20 protein-coding genes and 1 pseudogene are annotated in these 25,277 nt (G+C 70.1%); 9 read left to right on the top strand and 12 right to left on the bottom strand.

The window, feature by feature from the left end; translation table 11 throughout:
- Positions 1-2: 2 nt before the first annotated feature.
- From ABN273_RS47120 to ABN273_RS47105, 4 genes are all read right to left on the bottom strand, one after another.
- Positions 3-815 carry a carbohydrate ABC transporter permease gene (locus ABN273_RS47120; protein ID WP_349456127.1) on the bottom strand — a complete coding sequence of 271 codons (813 nt, stop codon included), beginning with the start codon at positions 813-815 and terminating at the stop codon, positions 3-5.
- Positions 812-1,726 carry a carbohydrate ABC transporter permease gene (locus tag ABN273_RS47115; RefSeq protein WP_349456126.1) on the bottom strand — a complete coding sequence of 305 codons (915 nt, stop codon included), beginning with the start codon at positions 1,724-1,726 and terminating at the stop codon, positions 812-814. Before ABN273_RS47115 ends, ABN273_RS47120 begins: the two co-directional genes overlap by 4 nt.
- Before the next feature lie 31 nt (positions 1,727-1,757).
- A complete protein-coding gene (locus ABN273_RS47110; protein WP_349456125.1) occupies positions 1,758-3,038 on the bottom strand; it encodes a sugar ABC transporter substrate-binding protein in 1,281 nt (426 codons plus the stop codon).
- Positions 3,039-3,104: 66 nt separating this feature from the next.
- Positions 3,105-4,142 carry a LacI family DNA-binding transcriptional regulator gene (locus ABN273_RS47105; protein ID WP_349456124.1) on the bottom strand — a complete coding sequence of 346 codons (1,038 nt, stop codon included), beginning with the start codon at positions 4,140-4,142 and terminating at the stop codon, positions 3,105-3,107.
- A gap of 363 nt (positions 4,143-4,505) precedes the next feature.
- On the opposite strand from ABN273_RS47105, the gene ABN273_RS47100 reads away from it, so the two are divergent.
- Complete coding sequence (locus ABN273_RS47100; protein WP_349456123.1) at positions 4,506-8,123, top strand: LamG-like jellyroll fold domain-containing protein; 3,618 nt, start codon at positions 4,506-4,508, stop codon at positions 8,121-8,123.
- Positions 8,124-8,169: 46 nt separating this feature from the next.
- Here ABN273_RS47100 and ABN273_RS47095 read toward each other — a convergent pair whose 3' ends face one another.
- On the bottom strand, positions 8,170-9,153 hold the full coding sequence (locus ABN273_RS47095) for a phosphotransferase family protein (protein ID WP_349456122.1): 984 nt from the start codon (positions 9,151-9,153) through the stop codon (positions 8,170-8,172).
- 120 nt (positions 9,154-9,273) lie between these two features.
- On the opposite strand from ABN273_RS47095, the gene ABN273_RS47090 reads away from it, so the two are divergent.
- The gene (locus tag ABN273_RS47090; RefSeq protein ID WP_349456121.1) at positions 9,274-9,783 is read left to right on the top strand and encodes a hypothetical protein; all 510 of its coding nucleotides are present in this window, start codon (positions 9,274-9,276) and stop codon (positions 9,781-9,783) included.
- Positions 9,784-9,836: 53 nt separating this feature from the next.
- On the opposite strand, the gene ABN273_RS47085 is transcribed toward ABN273_RS47090, so the two are convergent.
- Positions 9,837-11,123: a serine/threonine protein kinase gene (locus ABN273_RS47085; RefSeq protein ID WP_349456120.1), complete on the bottom strand. Its 1,287-nt coding sequence runs from the start codon at positions 11,121-11,123 to the stop codon at positions 9,837-9,839.
- Between the two features lie 187 nt (positions 11,124-11,310).
- Here ABN273_RS47085 and ABN273_RS47080 point away from each other — a divergent pair, with 187 nt between their 5' ends.
- The 3 genes from ABN273_RS47080 to ABN273_RS47070 all read left to right on the top strand — a co-directional run bounded on the left by ABN273_RS47080 (position 11,311) and on the right by ABN273_RS47070 (position 14,802).
- Complete coding sequence (locus ABN273_RS47080) at positions 11,311-12,285, top strand: pirin family protein (protein WP_349456119.1); 975 nt, start codon at positions 11,311-11,313, stop codon at positions 12,283-12,285.
- 1 nt (position 12,286) lies between these two features.
- Positions 12,287-12,607 carry a tetratricopeptide repeat protein gene (locus ABN273_RS47075; protein WP_349456118.1) on the top strand — a complete coding sequence of 107 codons (321 nt, stop codon included), beginning with the start codon at positions 12,287-12,289 and terminating at the stop codon, positions 12,605-12,607.
- Positions 12,608-12,777: 170 nt separating this feature from the next.
- Complete coding sequence (locus ABN273_RS47070) at positions 12,778-14,802, top strand: protein kinase domain-containing protein (protein WP_349456117.1); 2,025 nt, start codon at positions 12,778-12,780, stop codon at positions 14,800-14,802.
- A 20-nt stretch (positions 14,803-14,822) separates the two neighbouring features.
- On the opposite strand, the gene ABN273_RS47065 is transcribed toward ABN273_RS47070, so the two are convergent.
- Positions 14,823-15,227 (bottom strand): helix-turn-helix domain-containing protein, encoded by a 405-nt coding sequence (locus ABN273_RS47065; RefSeq protein ID WP_349456116.1) that lies wholly within the window; start codon positions 15,225-15,227, stop codon positions 14,823-14,825.
- A gap of 136 nt (positions 15,228-15,363) precedes the next feature.
- On the opposite strand from ABN273_RS47065, the gene ABN273_RS47060 reads away from it, so the two are divergent.
- Entirely contained in the window at positions 15,364-15,654 is a 291-nt protein-coding gene (locus ABN273_RS47060; RefSeq protein WP_349456115.1) for a hypothetical protein, read from the top strand.
- Here ABN273_RS47060 and ABN273_RS47055 read toward each other — a convergent pair.
- The gene (locus tag ABN273_RS47055; RefSeq protein WP_349456114.1) at positions 15,624-16,256 is read right to left on the bottom strand and encodes a TetR/AcrR family transcriptional regulator; all 633 of its coding nucleotides are present in this window, start codon (positions 16,254-16,256) and stop codon (positions 15,624-15,626) included. The genes ABN273_RS47060 and ABN273_RS47055 overlap by 31 nt on opposite strands.
- 82 nt (positions 16,257-16,338) lie before the next feature.
- Here ABN273_RS47055 and ABN273_RS47050 point away from each other — a divergent pair, with 82 nt between their 5' ends.
- Positions 16,339-17,541, top strand: coding sequence for a cytochrome P450 (locus ABN273_RS47050; RefSeq protein ID WP_349456113.1), 1,203 nt, complete (start codon positions 16,339-16,341; stop codon positions 17,539-17,541).
- A 174-nt stretch (positions 17,542-17,715) separates the two neighbouring features.
- On the top strand, positions 17,716-19,683 hold the full coding sequence (locus ABN273_RS47045; protein ID WP_349456112.1) for a glycoside hydrolase family 84 protein: 1,968 nt from the start codon (positions 17,716-17,718) through the stop codon (positions 19,681-19,683).
- Positions 19,684-19,907: 224 nt separating this feature from the next.
- On the opposite strand, the gene ABN273_RS47040 is transcribed toward ABN273_RS47045, so the two are convergent.
- The 3 genes from ABN273_RS47040 to ABN273_RS47030 all read right to left on the bottom strand — a co-directional run bounded on the left by ABN273_RS47040 (position 19,908) and on the right by ABN273_RS47030 (position 23,488).
- Positions 19,908-20,660, bottom strand: a complete 753-nt coding sequence (locus ABN273_RS47040) for an SDR family oxidoreductase (protein ID WP_349456111.1) — start codon at positions 20,658-20,660, stop codon at positions 19,908-19,910.
- Between the two features lie 162 nt (positions 20,661-20,822).
- On the bottom strand, positions 20,823-21,662 hold the full coding sequence (locus ABN273_RS47035) for a universal stress protein (RefSeq protein ID WP_349456110.1): 840 nt from the start codon (positions 21,660-21,662) through the stop codon (positions 20,823-20,825).
- A 95-nt stretch (positions 21,663-21,757) separates the two neighbouring features.
- Positions 21,758-23,488, bottom strand: coding sequence for an FAD-dependent oxidoreductase (locus tag ABN273_RS47030; protein WP_349456109.1), 1,731 nt, complete (start codon positions 23,486-23,488; stop codon positions 21,758-21,760).
- Positions 23,489-23,620: 132 nt separating this feature from the next.
- Here ABN273_RS47030 and ABN273_RS47025 point away from each other — a divergent pair.
- Positions 23,621-24,145, top strand: a pseudogene (locus tag ABN273_RS47025) (sigma-70 family RNA polymerase sigma factor); the annotation flags it as partial.
- 591 nt (positions 24,146-24,736) lie between these two features.
- On the opposite strand, the gene ABN273_RS59900 reads toward ABN273_RS47025, so the two are convergent.
- Positions 24,737-25,102: a MarR family winged helix-turn-helix transcriptional regulator gene (locus ABN273_RS59900; protein WP_502911243.1), complete on the bottom strand. Its 366-nt coding sequence runs from the start codon at positions 25,100-25,102 to the stop codon at positions 24,737-24,739.
- Positions 25,103-25,277: the final 175 nt, after the last annotated feature.

The following is a 25,277-nucleotide window of genomic DNA, read 5'->3' as shown; positions in this document are numbered from 1 at the left end:
TTTCAGTCCTTCACCGCGCCCGCGGTGACCCCGGCGGCGATGTAGCGCTGCGCGAGGACCAGGAGGAAGGCCGCGGGGATGGACGCGATCACGGCGGTCGCCATGATCGAGTTCCACTGCGTGGTGTTGTTGCCGATGTAGCGGAAGATGCCGAGCGTGATCGGGATAACGTCGCTGTTGCGGTTGAGGGTCGAGGCGAAGATGAAGTCCGACCACGCCCACAGGAACGCGAAGAGCGAGACCGTGATCACCGAGTTGCGGCTCAGCGGCAGGATGATCGACCGGAACGTGCGCCAGGTGCTCGCCCCGTCGATCTGCGCCGCCGCCATGAGCTCGCCGGGGATGCTCGCCATGAACGCCCGGAAGAGCAGCACCCCGAACGGCACGGCCAGCGTCGAGTCGGCGACGATCAGACCAGGGACGGTGTTGAGCATCCCGAGCCTGATGTAGATCGCGTAGAAGCCCATGGCCATGACGACGCCGGGGATCATCTGCGCGACCAGCAGCAGGAAGTCCATCCCGCGCGCGCCGAGCGGCCGCAGCTTGGCCAGCGAGTATCCGGCGGGCAGGGCCACGACCAGCGTGAGCGCGACGGTGCCGAGGCCGATGAACAGGCTCGTGGCCAGGGCCGGCAGCTGCTGGGCGAACGCCGCGGCGTACCCCTCGAACGTGGGGTTCCAGGGGAACCAGTGCGGCGGGTCCGCGCGCATGTCGCCCGTCTTGGTGAGCGAGACGTTGAACATCCAGTAGACCGGGAAGAGCATCAGCCCGACGAGGACGACGCCCACCACGGTCTTCCAGGGGGAGGTCTTCATGCGCGGTCCTCCTTGCGCTGCAGGCGCACGTGCAGGAGTCCGGCGGCGAAGGCGATGAGGATGAGCAGGTTGCCGACGGCCGCCGCCGGTGAGAAGTCGGGCTGGCCGGTGCCGAACGCCTCGCGGTACGACCAGATGGCCAGCGTGGTCGAGGCGTCCGCCGGCCCGCCCTTCGTCATGATCCAGATGATGTCGACGACCTTGAGCGTGTAGATCAGGCCGAGCAGCAGCGTGATCGCCGACACCGGGCGCAGCAGCGGGAAGGTGATGCGCCAGAACCGCTGCCGGCCGTTCGCCCCGTCCAGCCCGGCGGCCTCGTACAGGTCGGCCGGGATGTTCTGCAGCCCGGCGTACAGGATGACCAGGTTGAACGGGATGCCGAGCCAGATGTTGGCGATGGTGACGGCCAGCAGCGAGGTGTCGGGGGACGTGAGCCAGTTGATCTGGCCGATCCCGAACGCCTGCAGGGCCGCGTTGACGATGCCGTTGTCGCTGTTGAGCATCCACGACCAGGTCGAGGCGGAGACGATCAGCGGCAGCAGCCACGGCACGAGGAACATCGCGCGCAGCACCGCGGACAGGCGGAAGTTGCGGTGGAAGAAGACCGCGAGCGCCAGGCCGATGGCGTACTGGGCGGCGATGGAGACCAGGGTGAACAGGGCCGTGTTGCGCAGCGCCGCGGCGAATGTGTCGTCGGACAGGATGGCCACGTAGTTGGCCAGCCCGGTGAACTCGGGGTCGCCCCGCACGAACGCCCGCGGCGTGTAGTCGTGCACGCTGAGGTCGATGTTGCGGTAGAGCGGGTAGGCGTAGAAGGCGACCAGGTAGATCACGAGCGGGGCGAGGAAGGCGAAGGCCGTCCACTGCCGGGACCGTCGCCTAGGGGCCGCGTGAACCGCTCTGCGCGTCATGACCGCTTCGGTGCGAAGAGATGTCATCGGATCAGCTGCCGGTGGCCTGCTTCGCCTGGGCCTGTGCCTCCTTGAGCGCGTCGGCGGGGCTGGCCGAGCCGCTCAGCGCCTTCTGCACCCCGGTCCACAGCGCCTCGGAGATCTTCGGGTACTTGGTGCCGAGGTTGTCGCTGGTCCGGCCCTTGGCCGAGCGCACGGCGTCGACCCACGGCTTCAGCTCGGGCTCCTTGGCCAGGATCGCCTGCTGGCCCTCGGCGGTGGAGGGGATGTAGTACGCGAACGTCGTACCGGTCTCCACCAGGCCCTCGGGCGTCGTCATGCACTCGAGGATCTTCTTGGTGGCGGCGTAGCGCTTGGTGTCCTTCTGCACCGGGACCGTGATGAACTCGCCGCCCGTGGGCGTGGGGGCGATGCCTCCGTCCTTGCCGGGGATCTGCACGATCCCGGTGGGGAAGCCCGCCTTCTTGGCGCTGTTGATCTGCCAGGTGCCGTTCTCGGCGAACGCGAACTGCCCGGTCAGGAACTCCTCCCAGGTGGTGTTCTGGGAGTTGCTGATGACCGAGTTGGGGGCGGTGCCGTCCTTGACCCACTTCGTCCACAGGTCGAGGGCCGCGACGGCCTGGGGCGAGTCGAGCTGGGTGAGCTGCGCGCCGGAGCCCCAGAACCACGGCAGGAACTGGAACGAGCCCTCCTCCGTGCCGATGGCCGAGAACGTGATCGGCTTCTTGCCCGCGGCCTTGACCTTCTGCAGCGCCGCGTTGAGCGAGGCCCAGTCCTTGATCGACTTCGGGTCGACGCCGGCCGCGTCGAGGATCTTCTTGTTGTAGTAGAGCGCGAGCGTGTTCGCGCCGATCGGGATGCCGTACGCCTTGCCGTCCAGCTCGCCGGCGGCGATGAGGTTCTTGTCGAACCTGGCCGTGTCCAGGCCGAAGTCGGACATCGTGCTGAGCATCCCCGCGTCCGCGAGCGTCGAGACGGCGGGGTTGTCGAGGAGGATGACGTCCGGCGCGTTGCCTTCCTGGCCGGCGAGCAGGGCCTGGTTGGTCAGCGCGGTCGTGTCGTAGGCCGTGCGCTTGATGGTGACGCCGGCCTGCTGCCCGCAGGAGTCCACCCGCTTCGCCCAGGCGGAGGACGCGTCGTGCTGAGGATAGGGGTCCCACCACGTGTAGGCGCTCCCGCCTGCTCCGCCGTCTGCGGAGGCGGTGGCGGTGGCGCCGCCCTGGGGAGCGGACGCGCAGGCGGCCAGAGCGGACAGCGCCAGGACGGCGGTTCCGAAGACCGCCGCCCTCGTGGACATCGACGGACGGTTCATCGACTACTCCAATGTTAGCGCTCACAACGAGCGCGACCAGAAGGGTTCGAGGGGTCGGGCCCGCGGCTAGCGGGCGTTCGGGAGAGGCGCTCCCGGGGGTGCGGTGCTGCCCCGGGAGACCAGTTCGGGAGAGATGAAGCGCACCACGAACGGCTCGTCGCGCGCCGCCGGCGACTCCACGCGGCGCACGAGCTGGCGCACCGCCATGGACCCGAGGCGGTCGGGCGCGCTCTCGATGAACGAATAGGGCAGGGAGAAGGTCGCGGCGAACTCGGCGGAGTAGCGCCCGATGACCGACAGGTCCCCGGGCACGCGCAGCCCTCGCTCGTGGGCGACGGAGGGCAGCGCCGCCGTGGCCGCCTCGTTGTTGATCAGCAGGCCGGTCGCCGACGGGTAGGCGTCGAGCAGCGCGTTGAGCAGGCGGCCGACGGCCGGCTGCCGCGACTCGCCGTACACCGCGTGCAGGGTGACGCCGAGCTGCCTGGCCCGTTCGAGCGCGGCGTCGCGCAGCCGCCACACGTACGCGCCGCCCCGCTCGACCACGTGCTCGGGCTGCGAGATCAGGATGAGCTCGCGGTGGCCGAGGCGGTGGAGGTGGTCCACCATCACCCGGCCGGCCTCCTCGAAGTCGAGGTCGAACACATCCAGCCCCGAGCAGTCACCCGGCAGGCCGACCAGGGCGCCCGGCTGCGGGGCCGCCCGCAGGATGGGCAGCCTCGGGTCGTCCTGCGCGATGTTCATGAGGACGACGCCGTCCACCATGCGCGAGTCGGTGATGCGCCGCAGCGCCCGGGCCCCGTCGGCCTCGGTGACCAGCAGCGTGTCGTAGCCCAGGTCACGGGCGGTGTCGGTGACGCCCAGGAGGTACTGCATCATCGCGGGCGCGAACTCGTCTTCGTGGAACTGGGCGAGCAGACCGAGGACCTTGGTCTGGGATGTGGCCAGCGCGCGAGCGCCTGCGTTCGGCGTGTACGCGAGCGCCTCGGCGGCCGCCAGCACGCGGCGGCGGACCTCCTCCGAGATGGGCCGCTTGCCCGACAACGCGTACGACGCCGTGCTGCGGCTCACCCCGGCCTCCCGGGCCACGTCTCCGATCGTCGCCACACTCACCTCCTGTAGTTGAACCGGTTCGACAGTTGCGTTGCGAATACCCTCACATCATTGACCTGATGGCGCCTTGTCCTGGTAATTGGCAGGATCGAACCGGCCCGGGGCCGGACGGTCTCATCCTGTGATCACCGGGATCAGCGAACCGGTTCAACGATGTGGCTCGACTGTCGCGCCGGCAGGCAGCAGGCGTCAAGAGCAAGGGTTTCCGGCGATACCGAATCGTGACATGCCGGAAACACAAAAGATCGACCCATTGACGTGCGGGGCGCGGCTACGTAACCTACGCGGAACCCTCAGTTGCGTTGCCCAAGCCCTCCCTGAGAACTGTTAACGCTCACACCTCCCAGGGACATCGTGATGACATTCCCGAGCATCACCAAGGCCATGCGTGCCGGGCTGCTCCCGGCCGCCCTCACCATGACGTTAACCACAAGCGTCGCCGATGCGGCGACCGCGGACCCGCCCGCTCCCGTGCTCGTCTACGCGTTCGACACGGACGACCTGTCCACCGGCACGATCAGCGACTCCTCCGGCAACGGCCTGGACGGGACGCTGGTCAACGGCTCCACCGCCGCGCTGGTGGACGGCGCGGGCGCAGGCCACGCCCTGAACCTGCCCGGCGGCGCGCCGACCTCCGACGGCGCCTACGTGCGGCTGCCACTGGCCGCGATCAAGGACAGGACCGACCTGACGGTGTCGGCCCGGGTGAAGTGGGACGGCACCGCCTCCCCCTGGCAGTGGATCTACGCCCTCGGCAAGGACACCAGCCGCTACCTGTTCAGCACGCCGTACAACGGTGACGGCCGCCTGCGCACGGCGGTCACCACCTCGGGCGGCGGGGGCGAGGCCAAGGTGACGGGCTATGCCCCGCTGCCGGCCGGCGCCTGGAAGACGCTGACGGTCACCCTCGACACCGCCGCCAAGCGCGTCACCACCTACCTCGACGGAGCCGCCGTCGCCTCCGCCGCCACCACGGTGACCGCCGCGCAGCTGATCGACGCCGCCACGACGTCCGCCGGTTTCATCGGGCGCTCGTTCTACCAGGATCCGCTGTTCGACGGCGCGATCGACGATTTCCGCGTCTACGGCGCCGCGCTGTCGGCGGAGCAGGTGGCCGCCGTCGCCGGAGGCACGACGCCCACGCCGACGGGCCTGGCCCAGGACGCCTTCGCCGTCCGTACGACCATCGGCACCGCGCCGGCTCTGCCGGCCGCGGTCCGCGCCACCTTCACCGACGGCTACGACCGCGACCTGCCCATCGCCTGGTCGCCCGTGGATCCGAAGGACTACGCCGCCGCCGGCACCTTCACCGTGCAGGGCACCGCAGGCGACCGCCCCGTCACCGCCACCGTCACCGTGATCCGCGAGGGCCAGCTCGTCATCGACCTCGCCAAGGACACCGGAGCCTTCCACGGCGGCGCGTCCGGCACGCTCTACGGTCTGTATGGGCCGGGCGTGCCGACGAACAACCTGATCGAGGGCATGCGGCTGCGCACGGTCTCGACCAAGGCCCAGGACGGCCCGCAGCACCCCGGAGCCGACGCGCTGGAGGTGGTCAAGCCGCTCGCCGACAGCACCGACGGCGACGTGTACATCTACATGACCGACATCCACCGCGGCTTCCCGTACCAGTGGCCCGGAAGCACCCCGCAGGAGAAGCTCGACCTGTTCAAGCAGAAGATCGCCAAGCAGGTGGACCAGGTCCTCCAGCTAGACCCGAAATATCGGGACAACATAGTCTTCGTGCCATTCAACGAGCCCGAGGGCAACATGTTCGGCACCGGCGAGTGGAGCTACAACCGGGTCAGCTGGCTCAGTGACCCGCGCGACTACTTCAAGGCGTGGGACGACGTCTACGCGCTCATCAAGGGCAGGATGCCGGACGCCCGGATCGCCGGGCCCAACACGAGCGTGCTGTACGCCCAGGTGAAGGGCTACCTCCAGCACGTCGTCCAGGCGGACACCGTCCCCGACGTGCTGACCTGGCACGAGCTCAGCCACCCCGAGCAGGTCAGGGAGAGCGTCAAGCGCTACCGCCAGATGGAGGCCGAGGTCTTCGCGGGCACGAAGTACGCGGGCAAGCAGTTGCCCGTCAACGTCAACGAGTACGCCTTCAACTACCACACGTCGGTGCCCGGCCAGATGATCCAGTGGGTGTCGGCCATCGAGGAGTCGAAGGTGGACGCGGACATCGCGTACTGGAACATCGACGGCAACCTGTCCGACTCCGCCGTGCAGGCCAACCGGGGCAACGGCCAGTGGTGGCTGTTCAACGCCTACGGCAGCATGAGCGGGCACACCGTGCAGGTCACGCCGCCGTACCCCGGGCAGAACTACACCCTGCAGGGCGTCGCGACGCTCGACCCCGGCAAGAAGCAGGCCCGCGCGATCTTCGGCGGCGCCGACAGCGCCGGGCACATCCGCTTCGAGAACGTCCCGGCGGGCGTGTTCGGCCGCAAGGTGCACGCGTGGGTACGGGAGATCCCGTGGACCGGCCAGATCGGCGACTCGGCGCAGCCGGAGATCGTCGCCGAGCGGGACGTCGCGGTCCAGGACGGCACCGTGGTCATCGACCTGCAGAAGCTCACGGAGTCGTCGGCGTACGAGATCGTCCTCACCCCCGCCGGCGCCGGCACTGTGACGGCGCCCTCGCCCAAGCTGTGGGAGCGGTCGTACGAGGCGGAGGACGCCAAGTACACCGGCGGCGGCTACAGCCGCAACGGCCCCGAGGGCTCCCCCGCGGACGTGTCGAAGTTCTACACCTCCGGCCGCTACGACGTGGGCGGGCTGCGTACCGGCTCGGACGGCGTGCTCGACTTCACCGTCGAGGTCCCGCAGGCCGGCCGGTACGACCTGAGCGTGTTCGCCAACTCGCTCAACACCTTCGACCGGGTGCGCGAGCAGGGCCCGACCAACGTCTTCGTCCGCGTCGACGGGGGCGCGGAGCAGGAGCTGTTCCTGCCGCTGGGCTACAAGTGGGTGGTCTGGGACCACGCGGACACCACCGTGGAGCTGCCGGCGGGCAAGCACGTCATCTCCCTGGCCGCGCGCAGCCTGGACGGCGCGAGGGCCACCAAGGGCGACGCGATCGTCGACCGGATCCGGCTCTCGCTGCCGAACCCGGCAGCGGCCACCTCCGTCTACGAGGCGGAGCTGGCCGACCTGCACGGAACCCGCCCGTCGTACGAGGACCAGCACGAACGCGACATCTCGGGCTCCGGGGTCGTTCCGGTCGGCAGCGGCGAGTCGGCCACGTTCTGGGTCTACTCCGCCCAGGACGCCGCGGCCCGTCTCGACCTGAAGCTGCTCGGCTCCGGCAAGGCGTCGGTGGCCGTCAACGGCGTGCCGGTGACGGACGCGGGGCGTGGCGCCTCAACCGCGACGGTGTCGCTGTCCGGCGGCATCAACAAGGTCACGGTCACCGGCAGGTCCGGGACGCCGCTGGTCGACCGCCTCGAGGTGCGGCAGGCCGCCGGCGCGCTCCCCGCCACCGTCTACGAGGCGGAGTCCGCGCAGCTCGCCGGTACGGCCAAGGCGGCGCAGCTCTCCCTGGCCAGCGGCAAGGCCGCGGTCACCGGCGTCGGCGGCGCGCCCGGCAACGCCAATACGCTCACCTTCCACGTGCGGGCGCCCGCCCCCGGCACGTACGCCGTGCGCGTCCGCTACTCCAACCCGGAGCAGTCGCCCGCCACGCACTACAACCCGGACCCGCTCGCCAGGCACGCCGACATCTCGGTGAACGGCGCCGCCCCGCAGCGCGTCATGTTCCCCCACACGTTCCACGAGAACAACTTCTGGGAGCTGACGGTCCCGGTGACGCTGAAGCAGGGTGAGAACGCGGTGCAGTTCTCCGCGGCGGAACTGCCGAACTTCGACGGCACCACCTACGCCTCGGAGACCTTCCCTGGAGTGCTGCTCCGCTCGCAGTACGCCCCCGTGATCGACAAGATCACGATCGCTCCTTACAGCGACTGATCCAGTCGGACCCGCCCGTGCCCCGGCCCCTCGGGGCACGGGCGGCTCATATGCGCTGCCGCAGCCAGCGCAGCGACGCCTCCCCCAACGCGATCGCCATGCCGACCAGGTTGCGGTCGGCGCCCGGCCCGGCGTTCGTGGCCAGCCGCAGCAGGAAGCCGGCGTGCACGGCCAGGAAGACGTTGACCGGTTCCGGGCCGAGGTCGCGGGTCAGCGGATGCCGCTCGGCGAACGGCTGCGGGTCCAGCCCGCTGAGCGAGGCGCTCGACAGCAGCGTGAGCACATCGCAGTACGCGGGCCCGGCCCATGCGTGCGGCCAGTCGACGACGAAGACCCGATCCGGGGTGAGCATGACGTTGAACGGATAGAGATCTCCGTGCAGGAGCGTCTCGCCGGTGAGAGTCGAAGGGGCCGCCTCCTCAAGGGCGATCAGCTTTTCCATGTGATCGGCCGCCCACGGCGCCAGCTCTCCCAGGAATCCCTGGTCCGCCGGTTTCCCCAGGGAGCCCTCGTCCGCCAGCGCACGCCACCCGCCCAGCCGCGCTGGCCCCAGCGACGTCGAGTCGATCGGGGACGGGGTCAGCGCCTGCGCCAGATCCGAAGCCGCGGCGAGCACCCGGTCGAACTCCGCACGCCGCCATGGCTGAGCCGGCAGCCGCCCATCGATGTCCTCGAACACCAGGGCCACCCAGGTGCCGTCGTCATAGGCGTCGAGCAGGCGGGGTACCGGCACCCCGGCGGGGAGCCGCCGGGTGATCTCGATCTCCCGGCGGTGGAACTGCGCCACCCCGGGAGTCACCAGAGAGCTCACCGCCTTGACGAACGCGCCTCCGCCGCCGGCAAGCCGCAACCGGGCGGCCACGCCCTCGGAGAAGCCGCCCGGCTGGCTGCCGGCGCTGATCACCTTGCTTCCGAGCAGTTCCTCGATCGAGCTCCGCACCTGGGCAGGCACGTCGGCCCAAGGGATGCGCCGCCCTCCGGTCGCCGGCGGCATACCGCGATCGGCCTCGTGAGCTTCAGCAGCGGCCATCTTCCGTCCTTTCTGTGCGCGCTTCGCGTCGCGGGGACCCCTCCCCGGACCGGTGGGGTAGTTCTGTGGCACCGGCGCTGACCCGGCGCCGGCTCCCCTAGCGATTGGAGGGACACGACCATGCGCCGGCTCCCCGCGGTTGCCCTTCCCGTGCTCGCCCTGTGCGCCCTGGCGGGTTGCGGCTCACCGGAGGCCACGCCACGAGCGGCCTCCCCCAGCGCCGCCCCCTCGACCAGCGCCGCCCCGTCGAGCGCTCCCGCCACGACCGCGCCTCCCACGACCACGCCGACACCTACGCCCACGCCCGAGGCGACCCCGTCCCGCAAGCCCACCTCCAGGATCAAGGACTGCTTCGACGGAGACTGCCTGCTGAAGGTGTCAAGACCGGTCACGATCCCGCTCAACGCCAAGAAGTTCTACTACCCGAAGTTCGAGATCGTGTCCGTCAGGTCGAAAACGCTCACGTACTGGGTGGAGTACCCGCACGGGGGCGGCGCACAGCAGGTGATGGGCGAGGGCTCGCGTTCCAGTTTCGGATTCCGCTCGCGCACCCCGGTGGAGGTGAGCCTGGTGTCGATCGAGAAGGGGAAGGCACTGCTCTCCATCTCACCGGGAAAGCGCGGCGGATGATCACACGCTGAGCGAGGCGTGAAGGTCGCGGTCGAACAGCGGAAACACCGCTGTCAACACGTCTGGGGCCAGCAGGTGAAAGGGTTCGAAAGGGTGGGCTGCGACCACGTCGGGCTGAACGGAGGGGTGGTCTTGGTCTCGGGAGTCGGTTCCGGGGTGGGTCCGGAGCTCGGCTCGGGCGTCGAGCCCACCCTCGACGCGTTGTCCACCGGCGTCTTCACAGGCACCTTGGCGCGGGTCGGCTTGGTGGTGGGCGCCGACGTCTTGGGGCGGGGCGTCTGCCTGGGTGCCGGGGGTATCGTGCGCCGTTCCGTGATTTTGGTCTTCGACGGCAGCGTGGGCTGGGTCGTGGTGGATTGCACCAGCGGCTGAGACGTCGAGCTCCCCTCGGGGAGTGATCCCACCGGCTGGCCGGTCAAGTTGATCAGCAAGCCGCCCGCCACGAGCAGCGCCGCCGCGACGCCGCCGGCGAGCGTCAGGATCAGCGCACGGCGCCGCCTGCGCGGCGGAGGCGGCGGGGGAGGCGGGGGCAGCGTGGCCATCGAGGTCAGCCGGACGACCAGGTCCTCGGCGCTCGGCCGCGCGGCCGGGTCCTTGGACAGGCTGGCGGTGACGAGTTCGAGCAGCGTTCCGCTGAGCCCGGAGATCTCCGGCTCGTGGTTGAGGATGCGGTTGATCACCGCCGCGGTGGAGTCGGCGCCGAACGCGGACCGGCCCGAGGCGGCGAACACCATGGTCCCGCCCCACGCGAAGATGTCGGCCGCCACCGTCAGCGGCACCCCGCCGAGCTGCTCCGGCGCGAGATAGGACGGCGTCCCCATCACCGATCCGCTCGAGGTGGTGCCCGGCGCGTCCAGAGCGCGGGCGACCCCGAAGTCGATCACAACGGGACCTTCCGGTCCCAGCAGGATGTTGCCGGGCTTGAAGTCCCCGTGCCGGATCCCGGCGCGGTGGATGGCGGCCAGCGCGGTCGCGGTGCTGATGGCCAGCCGGTCGAGCGCGGCGCCGCGCCGCGGCCCCTCGACGGTGACGAGGTCCTGCAGCGAGGACCCGGGCACGTACTCGCTGACGATGTACGGCTGCTGCCCCGCGACGTCGGCGTGGAGCACGGGCGCGGTGGAGAACCTGGCCACGCGCTGGGCGATCTCCACCTCGCGGAGGAACCTGCTCCGCGCGCCAGGGTCGGTCAGCAGGCCGCGATGGAGGAGCTTGACGGCGACCAGCTCGCCGGTCTCCGCCCGCCCGAGGTAGACCACACCCTGGCCGCCCTGCCCGATGCGCGCGACGATGTCGTACGGACCCAACCGCCGCGGATCGTCCTCCAGCAACGGCTGGTTCACGCTGGACCCCCACTATGCATCAACAGACAGTACAAAACGCTACCAGCGTGACAGTTGGGATGTCTTGCAGTTGCGATCAAGGAAAGAGCAAGGCCGTCCGGGCGCACTGCAGCGGGCAGGGAATGCCCGGCGGCGGCCACGCGTTAAGGCGAGCACAAGTTGAAAGTTCAACCACGTTGGAGGGGCCATGCCCGCCATCACCGCCGACACCCTCACGCTGCCGCGCGTCGCCGTGCCCGATCCGGCCTCCGTCACACGGCGGCCCGTGAGGTCCGTGACGACCGCGCCCAGCGGGTTCGAAGGCGAGGGATTCCCGGTACGGCGCGCGTTCGCCGGCGTGCCGCAGTCCCAGCTGGACCCGTTCATCCACATGGACCAGATGGGTGAGGTCGAGTACGCGCCCGGCGAGCCCAAGGGCACCCCCTGGCACCCGCACCGCGGCTTCGAGACCGTCACCTACATCATCGACGGCATCTTCGAGCACCAGGACTCCAACGGCGGCGGTGGCACGATCACCAACGGCGACACCCAGTGGATGACCGCGGGATCGGGCCTGCTGCACATCGAGAAGCCGCCGGAGCACCTGGTGGTCTCGGGCGGGCTGTTCCACGGCGTCCAGCTCTGGGTCAACCTGCCTCGCGCGCACAAGTTCCACCTCCCCCGCTACCAGGACATCCGCGGTCGCCAGACGGCGCTGCTCGCCTCGGCCGACGGCGGCGCGCTGCTGCGGGTGATCGCCGGCGAGCTGGACGGGCACCCCGGTCCCGGCATCACGTTCACCCCGATCACGATGGTGCACGCGACGGTGAGCCCCGGCGCGCGGCTGGAGCTGCCGTGGAACCCCGCCTTCAACGCCCTCGCCTACGTGCTGGCCGGGCAGGGCTACGCCGGTGACGAGCGCAAGCCGGTACGCAAGGGGCAGCTGGCCGTCTTCGGCGAGGGCGGGGCGCTCACCGTCGCCGCCGACCCGGCTCAGCCCCAGGCCGAGCCGAACCTGGAGGTGCTGCTGCTCGGCGGGCAGCCGATCCGTGAGCCGGTCGTGCACTACGGCCCCTTCGTGATGAACACCCGCGCCGAGATCCTTCAGGCGATGGAGGACTACCAGGCCGGCCGCCTGGGCGTCATCCCCGCTGGACGCGTCCCGCACACCGGAGAGGAGTGACATGCCGATCGAGAGGCTGGCCGAGGAGTACGAGCGTGGTCGCCTGTTCTTCGACTCGGAGGACTACATCGGGGCCGCTCGCATCCTGGCCCGGGTGGTGGCCGCGGCGCCGGACAACCTGGCGGCCCGGCTGCTGCTGGCCCGCGCCTATTACCACTCGGCCCAGCTCCGCCGGGCCGAGGCAGAGCTCCGGCTGGTCCTGGAGCGCGACCCGGCGGAGGGGTACGCCTGCCTGCTGCTCGGCCGTACGCTGCAGCGCCAGAACAGGCCGAAGGACGCCGAGCCGTACCTGCGCCTCCATGCCGCGATGACCGGCGAGTGAGGCGCCGGCCGCGCCCGCCACCTGCCCGCCAAGGGGTACGCCTTGGCGGCGGGGGCAGGCGCACGCCGCCACGGCTGCCGTCCGGGACCGGTCCCCCGTGGCCGGGGCTACCGTGCCGCAGACAACGACGTTCCGACGGCCCCGGCGGCGCAGAAATGCATGGTTCCCCCATGAAAGACCACCCGGAAAGTTCCATGGATCCGCTCTATGGAGCCAAAAAACGCGAACTGCCACCTTCCGCACCTCTTACGTCCGGCGACCCTCAGCGGTTCGGGGAACTGGAGCTGCTCGGCAGGCTGGGCGAGGGCGGGCAGGGCGTCGTCTATCTGGCCAGAAACCCCGCAGGCGCGCACGTGGCCGTCAAGTGGCTGCAGCAGGATCAGTCGGGCGACGCGGTCAGCGTCGGGCGCTTCCTGCGCGAGGCGGAAGTCGCCCGGAGCGTGGCGCCGTTCTGCACTGCGGCCGTGCTGGGCACGGGTGTCGAGCAGGACCGGCCGTACATCGTCAGCGAGTTCGTCGAGGGCCCGTCCCTGCAGCAGATCGTGCAGGAGGACGGCCCGCGAACCGGCCCGGCGCTGGATCGGCTGGCCATCGGCACCGCCACCGCGCTGGCCGCGATCCACCAGTCCGGGATCGTGCACCGGGACTTCAAGCCGGCCAACGTCATCCTCGCCGCGGACGGGCCGCGCGTGATCGACTTCGGCATCGCCCGTACGCTCAACGCCACCTCGACGTTCAGCAACACGCCGGTGGGCACGCCCGCGTACATGTCTCCCGAGCAGATCATGGGGCACGCGGTCGGGCCGGCGGCCGACATGTTCTCCTGGGCCGGCACGATGGTCTTCGCGTCCAGCGGACGGGCGCCGTTCAGCAACGACGCCCTGCAGCTGGTGATCAACCGGGTGCTCACTGCCCCGCCCGATCTGGGCCGGCTCGACGGGCCGCTGCGCGAGGTGGTGCTGAGGTATCTTTCCAAGGATCCGGCCCAGCGGCTGACGGCCGAGCAGGTGATCAAGCGGCTGCTGGGGTACCCGGTGCCCGACTCCAGCCTGCTCGTGTGGGGAGCAAAGGAAGCCTCGCCGGCCGGCCGCCCTGGCGCCACCCGGACGACGGGCAGGCGGCCGATGGTCATCGGCGGTGCGGCCGCGGCCGCCCTGGTGCTCGTGCTGGCCGGGGCCGTCGCGACCGCGGTGCTGCGGAACACCCCGCCCGCGGCGGGACCGTCGACCCCGGCGCCGAAGGAGACGACCCAGGCGCCGCAGCCGGCGACCCCGGCCGCGCCCTCGAAGACCACGCTTCCCGGGGGAGCGATCACCCTCTACGAGCACCCGTCCGACCTGATCGCGCTGACGGCGTACGAGATCTACAACAAGAACCTCGACGACGACGTCGACTTCGCCAGGCAATCGCTGCGCGGCACGTTCGAGAAGCATTCCGCCAACTGGGAGTCGCTGGTCTCCCCCGACGGCCGCCACCTCGCCGGCAGGCCGCAGTACTACACCTCCGACGACTACGACTCGGTGCTCATCACCGACAGGGAGGCGGGCTCCAGTTTCCGGGTCAAGACCATACGGAAGCCGCTGATCAGCACCATCCGCGCCTGGTCCAAGGACGGCTCAAAGGTGCTGCTCAACATCGAGAAGAAGGTGAAGGACAACAGCGGCGACGACTGGATCACCCTGGGCTTCGCCATCGTCGACGTGGCCCAGGCCAAGGTCAGCGTGGTCGACGTGCCCGACACCTCGATCCGGGCCAGCTCCTTCGGCTGGGACGGCAACGGGCAAGGCGTGGTCATCGCCTACGGCGAGGACAAGGGACTGCGCTTCTTCGACAGCTCCGGCAGGCGTACGCGCGACGTGCCCGGTGTCGGGGCGCTGAAGGCCGGCACCCGTCGCATGTTCTCACCCTCGGGCAAGATGTTCGTGACCGACTGCCCGGGCGACACCGACGGCGACCACTGCCTCTGGGACACCGGCACCGGCAAGCAGGTCCGCAGGTTCTCCTCCGACTGCGACAAGGTGCTCGGCTGGTACGACGAGTCGCGCCTCTACTGCTGGGAGCTGGACAACCACGCCGCGCACAGCGAGGTTCAGGTCGTGGCGTTCGACGGCAGGCTGGTGCGCAAGCTCATGGAGGTCCCGGAGGAACTTGATCTCACGCCCTTCTTCACGGCCAGTCCCAGCAAAGGCTCCTGAACCGCTTATATCCGGATCAGTCAGTCGCAAAGGTCGTCGTTCGGTGACGACTCTTGAGATGGTTGTCCGGCGGCGTGGCGGGCCAGTTCCACCCGGGAGCCGATGCCGAGTTTGCGGAAGACCTGGCACAGGTGGAACGAGACCGTGTGCGGGGACAGGAACATCTGGCCGGCCACCTGACGGTTGGTGAGTCCTTGGGCGACGAGGTCCGCGACGCTGCGTTCGGTGTTGGTGAGGGTATGAACGTTCGTAGTTCTGCCATGATCCCTTACCGGGTTTGCTGAGGTCGGCAGCAGCCGGAGGGCGATCTGCAGCGCGGAGTCGTGCAGCCCAGGAGCGGTCATTGTGTGGTTTGAGCGCGGGTGCGAGCATTCGCCCCCGGTGAGCTGAGGCGGGCGAACGACATCCGGAGTCTTGTCGCTCAAACGTTCTATCCCTGCTGCAAACTGTGAGTGGCATAACGGTCACAAGTTGTGGACACATGAGGCGGGCGGCGGGGGTGGGCGGAGTGCAGCTCGTGCAGCGCACGCATCGATGCGGCCTCCGGGCAGAGGGCGGCGCATGAGCACACCGACCGCGACCGTCCCCTGCACCGCCCATGGCGCCACCGTGGAAAAGACCAGCGAGATCGTCTCCCAGAAGCTGCTGGTGCAGCGGGTCGGCTGGTTGACCGCTCTGGCCCGCGACCTGACCGCCCGTCTGGTCACCGCCCGGTGGACTGCGGCTGATCTGGACGCGCTGGCGTCCGGGGTCGGGCATCCAGCCTGGCCGGTACCTCTCGCTGCTCCGGGCGGACCTGATCGGCCGGTGGCCGGCGGGCTTCAGGCCTGCGCGCGGCCGTCCCCACGGTAGGGAGCTGTCAGCAGCGGCCAGGTCAGGGCGGCCATCTCGGCGGGCGAGCGCGGGCATCCGCGCTGCAGCCAGTCGGCGGCGACACCGATGAGCGCTCCCGCGGTGAACGCGGCGGGCACATCATGCGGGACCTGCGCCGTGTAGTCGGCGGGCGGTGGGGTGTCCTCGCCTGTGGCGGCCCGGCGCGCGCCGACGTAGGCCGCGACGGTGGCACGGCGGCGTACGTGGTCGATGACGCGCGCGCTGCCCTGGGGTCCGAGCAGGCTGCGGTAGAGGCCGGCGTGCTCGCCGAGGTGGGCGAAGAAGGTCAGCAGGGTGTCGGTGGTCCCGTGCGGGACGTCCCCTGCGCCGGGGTCGGGTATGGCCTCGATCAGGTCGTCGATCATCGCGGTGCACGCCGCCTCGGCCAGTTCGTGCACGTCACGGTAGTGGTCGTAGAACGTGGAGCGGCTCACCCCGGCGCGTTCGGCGACATCGGCGACGCTGATCCGGGACAGGTCGCGGTCCTGGACGAGGTCGATCAGCGTGCGTTGCAGGGCCGCCTGTGTGCGGCGCACCCGCGGATCGCTCAGCTCGCCGTTTCTGTCTCTGGGGAGGGCCACGCCTCAGTGTACTGTGCCCTACATCCGTAGGTTAACCTACAGCTGTAGGGAAGTTGGAATGGCATGCCGATTGGGGACAACCGTGACCGCTGACTCCGCTGAGACGCTCCAGATCACCCGCACCTGCCCGTACGCGCCGCCCGCACAGCACCTCCGCTTCCTGCGTGAGCAGCCGGTCACCAAGGTCCGGCTGCCGGGTGGCTCGGCCGCCTGGATCGCCGCCCGCTACCAGGACATCCGCACGGTCCTGAGCGACCCGCGCTTCAGCGCCGACCGCCGCCATCCCAACGCCCCCAGGCTGAACGGCGAGATGGAGCCGGGCCAGTCGCCGCTGCCCAAGATGATGCTGGAGATGGACCCGCCCGAGCACGGTCACGCACGTCGCGCCGTGATCGGGGAGTTCACCGTCAGACGCATGGCGGCCCTGCGGCCGCGCATCCAGCAGATCGTGGACGAGCACCTCGACGCCATGCTGGACGGGCCGCGCCCGGTCGACCTGGTGCGGGCGCTGGCCCTTCCGGTGCCCTCGCTGGTGATCTGCGAGTTGCTCGGCGTGCCGTACGAGGAGCACGACTTCTTCCAGACGCACTCGGCGCAGTTGCTCAACCACACCGTCACAGCGCAGGAACGGCAGCACGCCTCCCTCGAACTGGCCATTTACCTGGACAAGCTGATCAAGGCCAAGGCGGAGGACCCGACCGACGACCTGCTCGGCCGCCAGATCCTCAAGCAGCGCGAGAGCGGCGAGGTGGACCATGGCGCCCTGCTCAGCCTGGCGTTCCTGCTGCTGATCGCCGGGCACGAGACCACGGCGAACATGATCTCGCTGGGCACGTACATGCTGCTGCGGCACCCCGACGCGCTCGCCGCGCTGCGCGAGGACCCGGGCAAGGCGCCGGGCGCGGTCGAGGAGCTCCTGCGGCACTTCACCATCGCCGAGTTCGCCATCATGCGGGTGGCCGTCGAGGATGTGGAGCTCGGCGGCACGCTCATCCCCGCGGGAGAAGGCGTGCTCACGCTCGCGAACGCCGGCAACCGCGATCCGGAGGTGTTCGCGGACGCCGAGACGTTCGACATCGAGCGCGACGCTCGCAGCCACCTGGCGTTCGGCTACGGCCCGCACCAGTGCCTGGGCCAGAACCTCGCCCGCGTGGAGTTGGAGATCGTCTTCAACAGCCTGTTCCGGCGGATCCCGGGCCTGCGGCTGGCTGTCCCCGCCGAGCAGCTCGCGTTCAAGGACGACGCCACCGTTTACGGCATGCACGAGCTGCCCGTCACCTGGTGACGTGACACCGTCCGAGCCGTCGCAAAGGCCGGTGGTGGTGAATTCGTAGTTTGCTGTGCAAGTGCCGTAATGCAACTCTTGACAGTAAAGACGCCGATCTCATTCTCCTCCCCTTCAGGTCCTCTCTCATTGACAGCTTGATCACCTTGTCGGTACAGACCAGTGGAGAGTTTCGTGAGAAGACGCAAGATCACCCCCACCACCTGCCTTGCGCTGGCCGCGACCCTGTGTGCCGGGGCACTCCTGCCCGTCCCCGCGGCCCATTCCGCTCCTGTCCCGGGCGGCTCCTTACCCTCGGTGTCGCCGGCTCCGCAGTCGCTGGACAGCGTCGGTGCCGCCGCCGTCGTCACCGGCCGGGTGCTCGTGATCGCCGACGACCGGACCGACCCCGCGGCGCGCGACCGCCTCGTACGGGAGCTCAAGGCGCACGGCGCCGACCGGGTGGACATAGTCGCCCCCGACAGGATCCCCCCGGCCGCGCCCGAGCGGCTCATGGTGCGCTTAGGACCCGCGGCACGCCCGGACATCGCGCAGGCGCTCGGCGACACGGCCGTGCCGGGCAGGGCCGAGGGGTACGCGTTGCGGGTCTCGGGCGGCAAGACGCGCCAGATCGCTCTCGGCGGTGCCGACGCCGCAGGCCAGTTCTATGCCGTGCAGACGCTGCGCCAGTTGTTCGTCCCATCCGGTGACGGCTGGAAGGTGGCGGGGGTGCAGGTCAGCGACTTCCCGTCCATGCCGCTGCGCGGAACCATCGAGGGCTTCTACGGTGCGCCGTGGACACACGCCGAACGCCTCGACCAGATGGACTTCTACGGCGACGTCAAGGCCAACACCTACATCTACGCGCCCAAGGACGATCCCTACCATCGCGACAAGTGGCGCGACCCCTACCCGGCGGACAAGCTCGCCGAGCTGGGCGAGCTGGTGGCACGGGCCGGCGCGAACCATGTCCGCTTCACCTTCGCGCTCTCCCCGGGCGTGTCGATCTGCTACTCCGACCGCGCGGACCGCGACAGCCTCACGCGGAAGCTCCAGGCGCTCTACGACCTGGGCGCCAGGGCGTTCTCCATCCCGCTGGACGACATCAGCTACACCCGCTGGAACTGCGCGGCGGACGAGGCCGCGTACGGCCCCGCCGGACGCACCGCCGCGGCGAAGGCCCAGGTCGATCTGCTCAACGACCTGCAGCGGAACTTCATCGCCACCCGCGAAGGCGCCCGGCCGCTGCAGATGGTGCCCACCGAGTACGGCGATCTGACCGACACCACGTACAAGCAGACCATGCGGCAGTCCCTCGATCCCGCGATCGAGGTGATGTGGACCGGCACCGACACCGTGCCCCCGGAGATCACCAACGCGCAGGCCGAGAAGGCGGCGGAGCTGTTCGGGCGCAAGGTCTTCGTCTGGGACAACTACCCGGTCAACGACTACGGCGAGACCAGCGGCCGGCTGCTGCTGGCGCCCTACGACAAGCGTGAGGGCGGCTTGGCCGCGCACCTGTCCGGCATCGTGGCCAACCCGATGAACCAGCCGTACGCGAGCAAGGTCGCGGTCTTCGGCGCCGCGGACTTCACCTGGAACGACCAGGCGTACGACGCGCGGAAGAGCTGGCCGCGTGCGATGGCCTATCTCGCGGGCGGCGACAAGGCGGCCACCGAGGCCCTGCTGATCTTCGGCGACCTGGAGCACATGGCGCCGACCTTCGGCGGCACCCCCTGGCAGCCCCAGGCACCCGAGCTCGCCAAGCGGGTGGCCGCGTTCTGGCAGGCATGGGACGACGGGCGGCGCGCCGACGCGATCGCTGCGATGCGCCCGTACGCGAAGGCCATCGCCACGGCGCCGGCCACCATCCGCGGCGGATCGGTGGAGAGGGGCTTCACCGATGACGCCGCTTCGTGGCTGGACGCCACCGAGTTGTGGGGCCGGGCGATGGTGGCCATGCTCGACGTGCTCCGCGCCCGGGAGGCCGGAGACGAGGCCACGGCCGACGCGTTGCTCGCCGAGTCGCGTGACCTGCAGCGGCAGGCCCGCGCCATCCGGGTCAGCCCCCCGCGCAACCGCTGGGGCTCGGCCCAGCCCCAGGTCGGCGACGGGGTGCTGGACGTCTTCCTGACCGAGGCCGACGCCCGGCTCCAACGGTGAGGCGGGTCAGCCGTGCAGGGCGCCGATGCTCGATCTTGTCGATGGGCTCGTGGCGTTCGCTCGACGAAGCCGGACGCAGCCCGCTCGAGCGCCCGGTCCGGCTCGCCCTCCTGCGGCACGGTGAGTGTCGTCTGCCACCCGGCCGACCCCGGCTTGGTACCGACGGTGGCTGGATCGTTCTCGGACATGGACCACGATTCGTGATCTGAAGTGAAGGTGCGCGGTTACTCGGCGGCGTTCTGCCCGAGCCAGTCGCGGTATCGGATCTTGCCGATGATCGCGCCCTCACCCGGCACCAGCGTCCGCTCGGCCGGCACGCTGCCGTAGTAGCGCGCCTGCGGGTCGGTGACCACCTCGCGCGGGTCACCCCAGGCGGCCAGGGCGTCGCGGAAGAACTCGTCCATCCGGGACTGCTCGGGCCCGGCCACCTCGACCCGGCCGTTCAGCGGCTGCCCCTCCGCGACCCGGCCGACCGCCTGGGCGACCTCCTCCCCCGCGATGGGCTGGTAGAGCACGGGCGCGATCCGCACCGCGTCGCCGTCCGTGGCCGCATCGGCGATGCTGCGGGTGAACTCGAAGAACTGGGTGGCGTGCACGAGCGAGAACGGGATCGACGACTTCTCGATCAGCTGCTCCTGAGCGACCTTCGCCGCGAAGTAGCCGTTCTCCGGCATCCGCTCCGTTCCCACGACCGACAGCGCGACATGGTGACCGACCCCGGCCGCCGCCTCCGCCGCCAGCAGATTGCGCGTGGAGGTCGTGAAGAACTCCATCACCGCGGCGGGCTCGAACGACGGCGAGTTCGACACGTCGATCACCACCTGCGCACCCGCCAGCACCTCCGCCAGCCCTTCCCCGGTGAGGGTGTTGACACCGGTGCTCGGCGCCGCCGCCACCGCCTCGTGACCGTGCTCGCCCAGCTTCGCCACCAGCTTCGACCCGATCAGGCCCGTCCCGCCGACCACGACGACCTTCATGGCAGAACCCTTTCTGTCCGCCGGGGCACCCATGTGCCAACCGATCCTCCAGCTAAGACAGACCAGCCTCCGGTCCCGTGACAGCTGCCGTGAAGATTTTGCCCAGTCCGGACATCTCACCGTTCACCGAAGATGCTGGAGCGGCCGTGGGAGGGCACCTCATCAAGATCGCGATGATCCCGCCGGCTGCCGGACCTGGATGATCGCCACCGGGCAGGTGGCATGATGCAGGACGCTCTGGCTGACTGAGCCGCGCATCAGCGCGCCGAGCTCGTGGCGGTGGTGCGAGCCGACAACCAGCAGGGATGCCTGGGCCGCGGCGTGCATCAGCGCCTTGTCCGGCCGGCCGGTGAGCGGCTCCTGGACGATCGTGACCGCGGGGAAGCGCTCCTGCCAGCGGTCCAGGACGTGCTCCGGCGGGGCCGCGCGACTCGGATCGGCCGGTCCCTCGGCGCTGACGTGCGCCAGTACGAGGGTGTTCGCCGTCCGGGCGGCGTGCGCGAACGCGAACGGCAGCAACGCCTCGCGCTCGCCGTGGTCGGCGATGCCCACCACGACAGGTCCGCGCGGCGTGACAGACCCGCGTACGACGACCACCGGGCAGGCGGCCTCGGTCCCGAGCCGGGCGCCCACCGATCCCAGGAGCAGGCCGCCCACTTCGCCGAGCCCTCGGCTGCCCACGACGAGAAGTTCTGCTTGGTGAGAGTGGTGCAGCAGCGCGGTGGCGGGCTCGCTTTCCGGCAGGCCGGTGGTCACCTCGATGTCGGGTACGACCGCCCGCGCACGGGCCACCGCGGTGGCCAGGATGCGTTCGGCGGCGTGCCGGAGGCCGCCTTCGGGGGGCGCTCCCGGCGCCGGTCCGAGGGGTGCTCCCAGGAGGGGCCAGATGAAGGCGTGCAGGATCCGCAGCGGCCGCCGGCGGCGTTCGGCCTCCCCGGCGGCCCACTCCACAGCTCGCAGGCTTTCCTCGGAGTCGTCCACGCCCACGACTACAGGGCTCATCGTTGTCGTCCTTTCAGGGGAGAGTCAGGAGAAGGGCGCCAGCGCGCCGTCGGCGGTGCGCCGCGATCCGGCCACCGGGATGTTCGCCGTGGTGACTACTCGACGAGTTTTCCGACAGTCGAGACCTCGCGCATGAGCGCCGCGATCTCGGCGGGGATCGGCGGGATGGCCTCCTTCGCCACCGATCCGGGGCCGGACCACACGAAGTTGACCTGCAGCGCGGGATCGAGCTCGGGGTAGTCGGAGCGGTTGTGGCAGCCGCGGGTCTCGCGACGCTCGAGTGCGGTCTCGATCGTCGCGCGCGCGGCGAGGGCCGCGGACTTCAGGTCGAAGGCGTGCGCCAGGTCCTGGAAGCCGGCGATGTCCGGATGCACGCCGACGTCGGCGATGCGCGCCTCCACCGCGGCGAGTTCGGCGAGGCCCTTCAGCAGGCCGCTCTCGTCGCGGACCACGCCGGCGTGCTCGGTCATGACGTTGCGGAGGGCTCGCTGCAGTGACCGTACGTTCTCGGGGCCGTCGGCGGCGAGGAGCTCGTCCACTTCGGCCCGCGCCGCGTCCAGTGCCCCGGCCGAGCGGCGCTGGGCGTCGAGGCCCGCGGAATACTCGGCCGCCGCCCGCCCGACGATGCGGCCGAAGACGAGGAGTTCGATGAGGGAGTTGCCGCCGAGCCGGTTGGCGCCGTGCAGGCCGCTGGCTGCCTCCCCGATCGCGTACAGGCCGTCGACGCCCGTGCCGTGGTCCTCGGGCCGTACCCAGACCCCGCCCATCGAATAGTGCGCGGTCGGCGCGATCTCGATCGGGTCCTGGGTGATGTCGAGCATCTGCAGCTCCAGGAGCGTCTGGTAGACGCGCGGCAACCGCGTCATGATCGTCTCGCGCGGCAGATGCGACACATCGAGCCAGACGCCGCCGTCCGGGGTCCCGCGGCCTTCCTTGATCTCCGTGTAGGCGGCCAGTGCGATGCGGTCGCGCGTGGACAGCTCCATGCGCTCCGGGTCGTACCGGGACATGAACCGCTCGCCGAGCTGGTTGCGCAGGATTCCGCCCTCCCCCCGGGCCGCTTCAGAGACGAGCGTGCCGGCCGCGTTCTCGGGCGCGATGAGACCGGACGGGTGGAACTGCACCAGTTCGGGGTCGCGGATGCGGCAGCCGGCGAGAACGGCCAGGCGGAAGGAGTCGCCGGTGTTCTCGTCCCTCCGGGAGGAGGTGCGCCGCCAGATCCTGGTGTGGCCGCCGGCGGCCAGGATCACCGCGTCGGCATGGATGACGTAGCGGGTGCCGTCGGTCAGGTCGAACCCGTACGCGCCGAAGACCGCGTTGTCGCGGACGAGGATGCGGGTGATGTACACGGTGTCGAGGATGGGGACATCGAGTTGCGCCGCCCGGTTGATCAAGGTGCGCTGGATCTCGAGTCCGGTGTAGTCCCCGGCGTAGGCGGTGCGCCGGTAGGTGTGGGCGCCGAAGAAGCGTTGCGAGATGCGCCCATCCTGTTCGCGCGCGAACGGCATGCCCCAGCGCTCGAGGTCCTCTATGCCCCGCGCGGCCCCCTCGGCGACGATCCGCACCGTCTGCGGGTTGGCGAGGAGGTAGCTCTCTTTGAGGGTGTCCGCCGCGTGCTGCTGCCAGGTGTCCTCGGGATCCATCGTGGCGAGCGCCGCATTGATGCCGCCCGCCGCGAGCGAGGTGTGCGCGTCCGCCTTCGGCCGCTTGCCCACCGCCAGCACGCCCACCCCGCGCTCGGCGAGCTCGATGGCGGCCCGCAGCCCGGCTCCTCCTGTGCCGATGACCAGGACGGAGGTGGCTGTCCGGTTCTCTGGCGAATGCATGGTGCTCCTTTGGCCGCATCTGAAAGCCATGACGGAAGCAAGACCGAGTAGCGGCGTGATTTGTGACATCCAGTCCGGTATGCGACCGCTAAAGGGGTAAACAGTCAAGAAAAATCCCAAAGCTCGCATTCGATGGCAAAGGGGACGCCTGAACAGGGGGCGATGGCAGTGGCGGATCCTGGATCAGGCGGTCCGGAAGATCTCGAACAGGCGGCGGCGATGTTCACCGGCGTGCGGCCGCGTCTGTTCGGCATCGCGTACCGGATGCTGGGCAGCGCGACCGAAGCCGAAGACCTGGTGCAGGACGTCTGGCTGCGCTGGCAGACGTACGACCGCGCCACGGTGGACAGCCCGGCCGGGTTTCTGGCGACGACGACCACGCGGCTGGCCATCAACGCCGCCCGGTCCGCCCGCGTCCGCCGCGAGACCTACCCCGGCCCGTGGCTGCCCGAACCCGTCGGCACCGGCGCGGACCCCTGCCTCGGCGCCGAGTGGGGCGAGGCCCTGGAATTGGCGGTGCTGCTGCTCCTGGAGCGGCTCTCGCCGACCGAACGGGCGGCGTACGTGCTGCGAGAGGCGTTCGACTACCCCTACCGGCAGATCGCCGGCATCGTCCGGCTCAACGAGGCGGCCGTGCGCCAGTTGGTCAGCAGGGCCCGCAAACACGTGCTCGTCGAACGCCGCACACCCGTGACCAGAGCCGACCAACGCAGGCTGCTGACCGCCTTCGTCGCCGCCGCCCGCTCCGGCGAACTGACGGCGCTCGAAGAGCTCTTCGCCGCCGACGTGACCGGCTGCTCCGACGGCGCCGGCGCCGCTCGCGTCCCCGTGGCGGGCACGTCGCAGGCGAGTGCCGTACTAATCCTCGACGAACGTGACCGTCTCGTCGAGCGGCGCCCGGCCCGTACGGGCGTAACCCACCGTGACGTCCTCGAACCCGATCGACATGCCACAGAACAGGATCAGCCCGTCCGGAGGCGACAGGACCTCCGCGACCGTCCTGCGATGCACCGACCACGCCATCTGCGGGCAACTGTGCAGCCCTTCGGCACGCAGCAGCAGCATGACGGTCTGCAGATACATGCCGACATCGGCCCATTGCGGCAGGCCCAAGTCGCGGTCGATGTAGCAGAACAGGGCGGCGGGCGCGCCGAAACACTGCCAGTTGCCGGCAGCCGCCCGCTGGCGCCTCCCAGCCGCCGCGAACGCCGCATGAGACAACGTCCACGCGGCAGGCAACCGGCGCGCTTACGCCTCGCCGCCCGCAGGATAGGCAAACCGGGTCAGCAGATCCCTCAACAGCTCGGGCTCGCCGGGCCCCAATTCGGCAACCAGACGCTCAGCCAGCGGCCCCGCCGCCACATGAGCCGCATCGAAAAGCTCGATGCCCGCAGGCGTGATCTCCACTGCCCGCACCCGCCGATCCCCCGGAACGGCCTTGCGTACGGCCAGCCCCTTGCGCTCCAGGTCGTCCACGACCCGCATGATTCCCGCCTTGTCCGACCCCGTCGCCGCCGCCAGGTCCCGCTGCACCGTGGGCCCGCGGTCGACCAGCACGATCAGCACGGCGAAATGCCGCAACTCGATGCCGAGCGGCCGGAGCGCCTCCGCCATCACCGTGGCCGCGCGCCAGTGCGCCTGGCGCAGTAGCAAGCCGAGAGCGAACGGCGAGGCATCCCCGGGGCGGTCGGTCGCCCGCGAAGCAGCGGTTGTGTCAGGAACGTCGGCGCTCATGAACCCATATTACCAGCTACCCTTTCATTCGATACGGTATCATTTGAAATTAAAC

The sequence above is a fragment of the Nonomuraea sp. B19D2 genome (assembly GCF_040137845.1).
GTDB lineage: Bacteria > Actinomycetota > Actinomycetes > Streptosporangiales > Streptosporangiaceae > Nonomuraea.
Note: the sequence above shows the minus strand (reverse complement) of the source record. Positions and strands in the feature narration are given on the sequence as shown.

What these genes read in the sequence shown, in the direction of transcription:
- ABN273_RS47100 (WP_349456123.1), top strand. Translation starts at nt 4,506, where the DNA reads ATGACATTCCCGAGCATCACCAAGGCCATGCGTGCCGGGCTGCTCCCG.
- ABN273_RS47090 (WP_349456121.1), top strand. Translation starts at nt 9,274, where the DNA reads ATGCGCCGGCTCCCCGCGGTTGCCCTTCCCGTGCTCGCCCTGTGCGCC.
- ABN273_RS47075 (WP_349456118.1), top strand. Translation starts at nt 12,287, where the DNA reads ATGCCGATCGAGAGGCTGGCCGAGGAGTACGAGCGTGGTCGCCTGTTC.
- ABN273_RS47070 (WP_349456117.1), top strand. Translation starts at nt 12,778, where the DNA reads ATGAAAGACCACCCGGAAAGTTCCATGGATCCGCTCTATGGAGCCAAA.
- ABN273_RS47030 (WP_349456109.1), bottom strand. Translation starts at nt 23,488, where the DNA reads ATGCATTCGCCAGAGAACCGGACAGCCACCTCCGTCCTGGTCATCGGC.
- ABN273_RS47060 (WP_349456115.1), top strand. Translation starts at nt 15,364, where the DNA reads ATGAGCACACCGACCGCGACCGTCCCCTGCACCGCCCATGGCGCCACC.
- ABN273_RS59900 (WP_502911243.1), bottom strand. Translation starts at nt 25,102, where the DNA reads ATGGCGGAGGCGCTCCGGCCGCTCGGCATCGAGTTGCGGCATTTCGCC.
- ABN273_RS47115 (WP_349456126.1), bottom strand. Translation starts at nt 1,726, where the DNA reads ATGACGCGCAGAGCGGTTCACGCGGCCCCTAGGCGACGGTCCCGGCAG.
- ABN273_RS47035 (WP_349456110.1), bottom strand. Translation starts at nt 21,662, where the DNA reads ATGAGCCCTGTAGTCGTGGGCGTGGACGACTCCGAGGAAAGCCTGCGA.
- ABN273_RS47095 (WP_349456122.1), bottom strand. Translation starts at nt 9,153, where the DNA reads ATGGCCGCTGCTGAAGCTCACGAGGCCGATCGCGGTATGCCGCCGGCG.
- ABN273_RS47110 (WP_349456125.1), bottom strand. Translation starts at nt 3,038, where the DNA reads ATGAACCGTCCGTCGATGTCCACGAGGGCGGCGGTCTTCGGAACCGCC.
- ABN273_RS47120 (WP_349456127.1), bottom strand. Translation starts at nt 815, where the DNA reads ATGAAGACCTCCCCCTGGAAGACCGTGGTGGGCGTCGTCCTCGTCGGG.
- ABN273_RS47080 (WP_349456119.1), top strand. Translation starts at nt 11,311, where the DNA reads ATGCCCGCCATCACCGCCGACACCCTCACGCTGCCGCGCGTCGCCGTG.
- ABN273_RS47040 (WP_349456111.1), bottom strand. Translation starts at nt 20,660, where the DNA reads ATGAAGGTCGTCGTGGTCGGCGGGACGGGCCTGATCGGGTCGAAGCTG.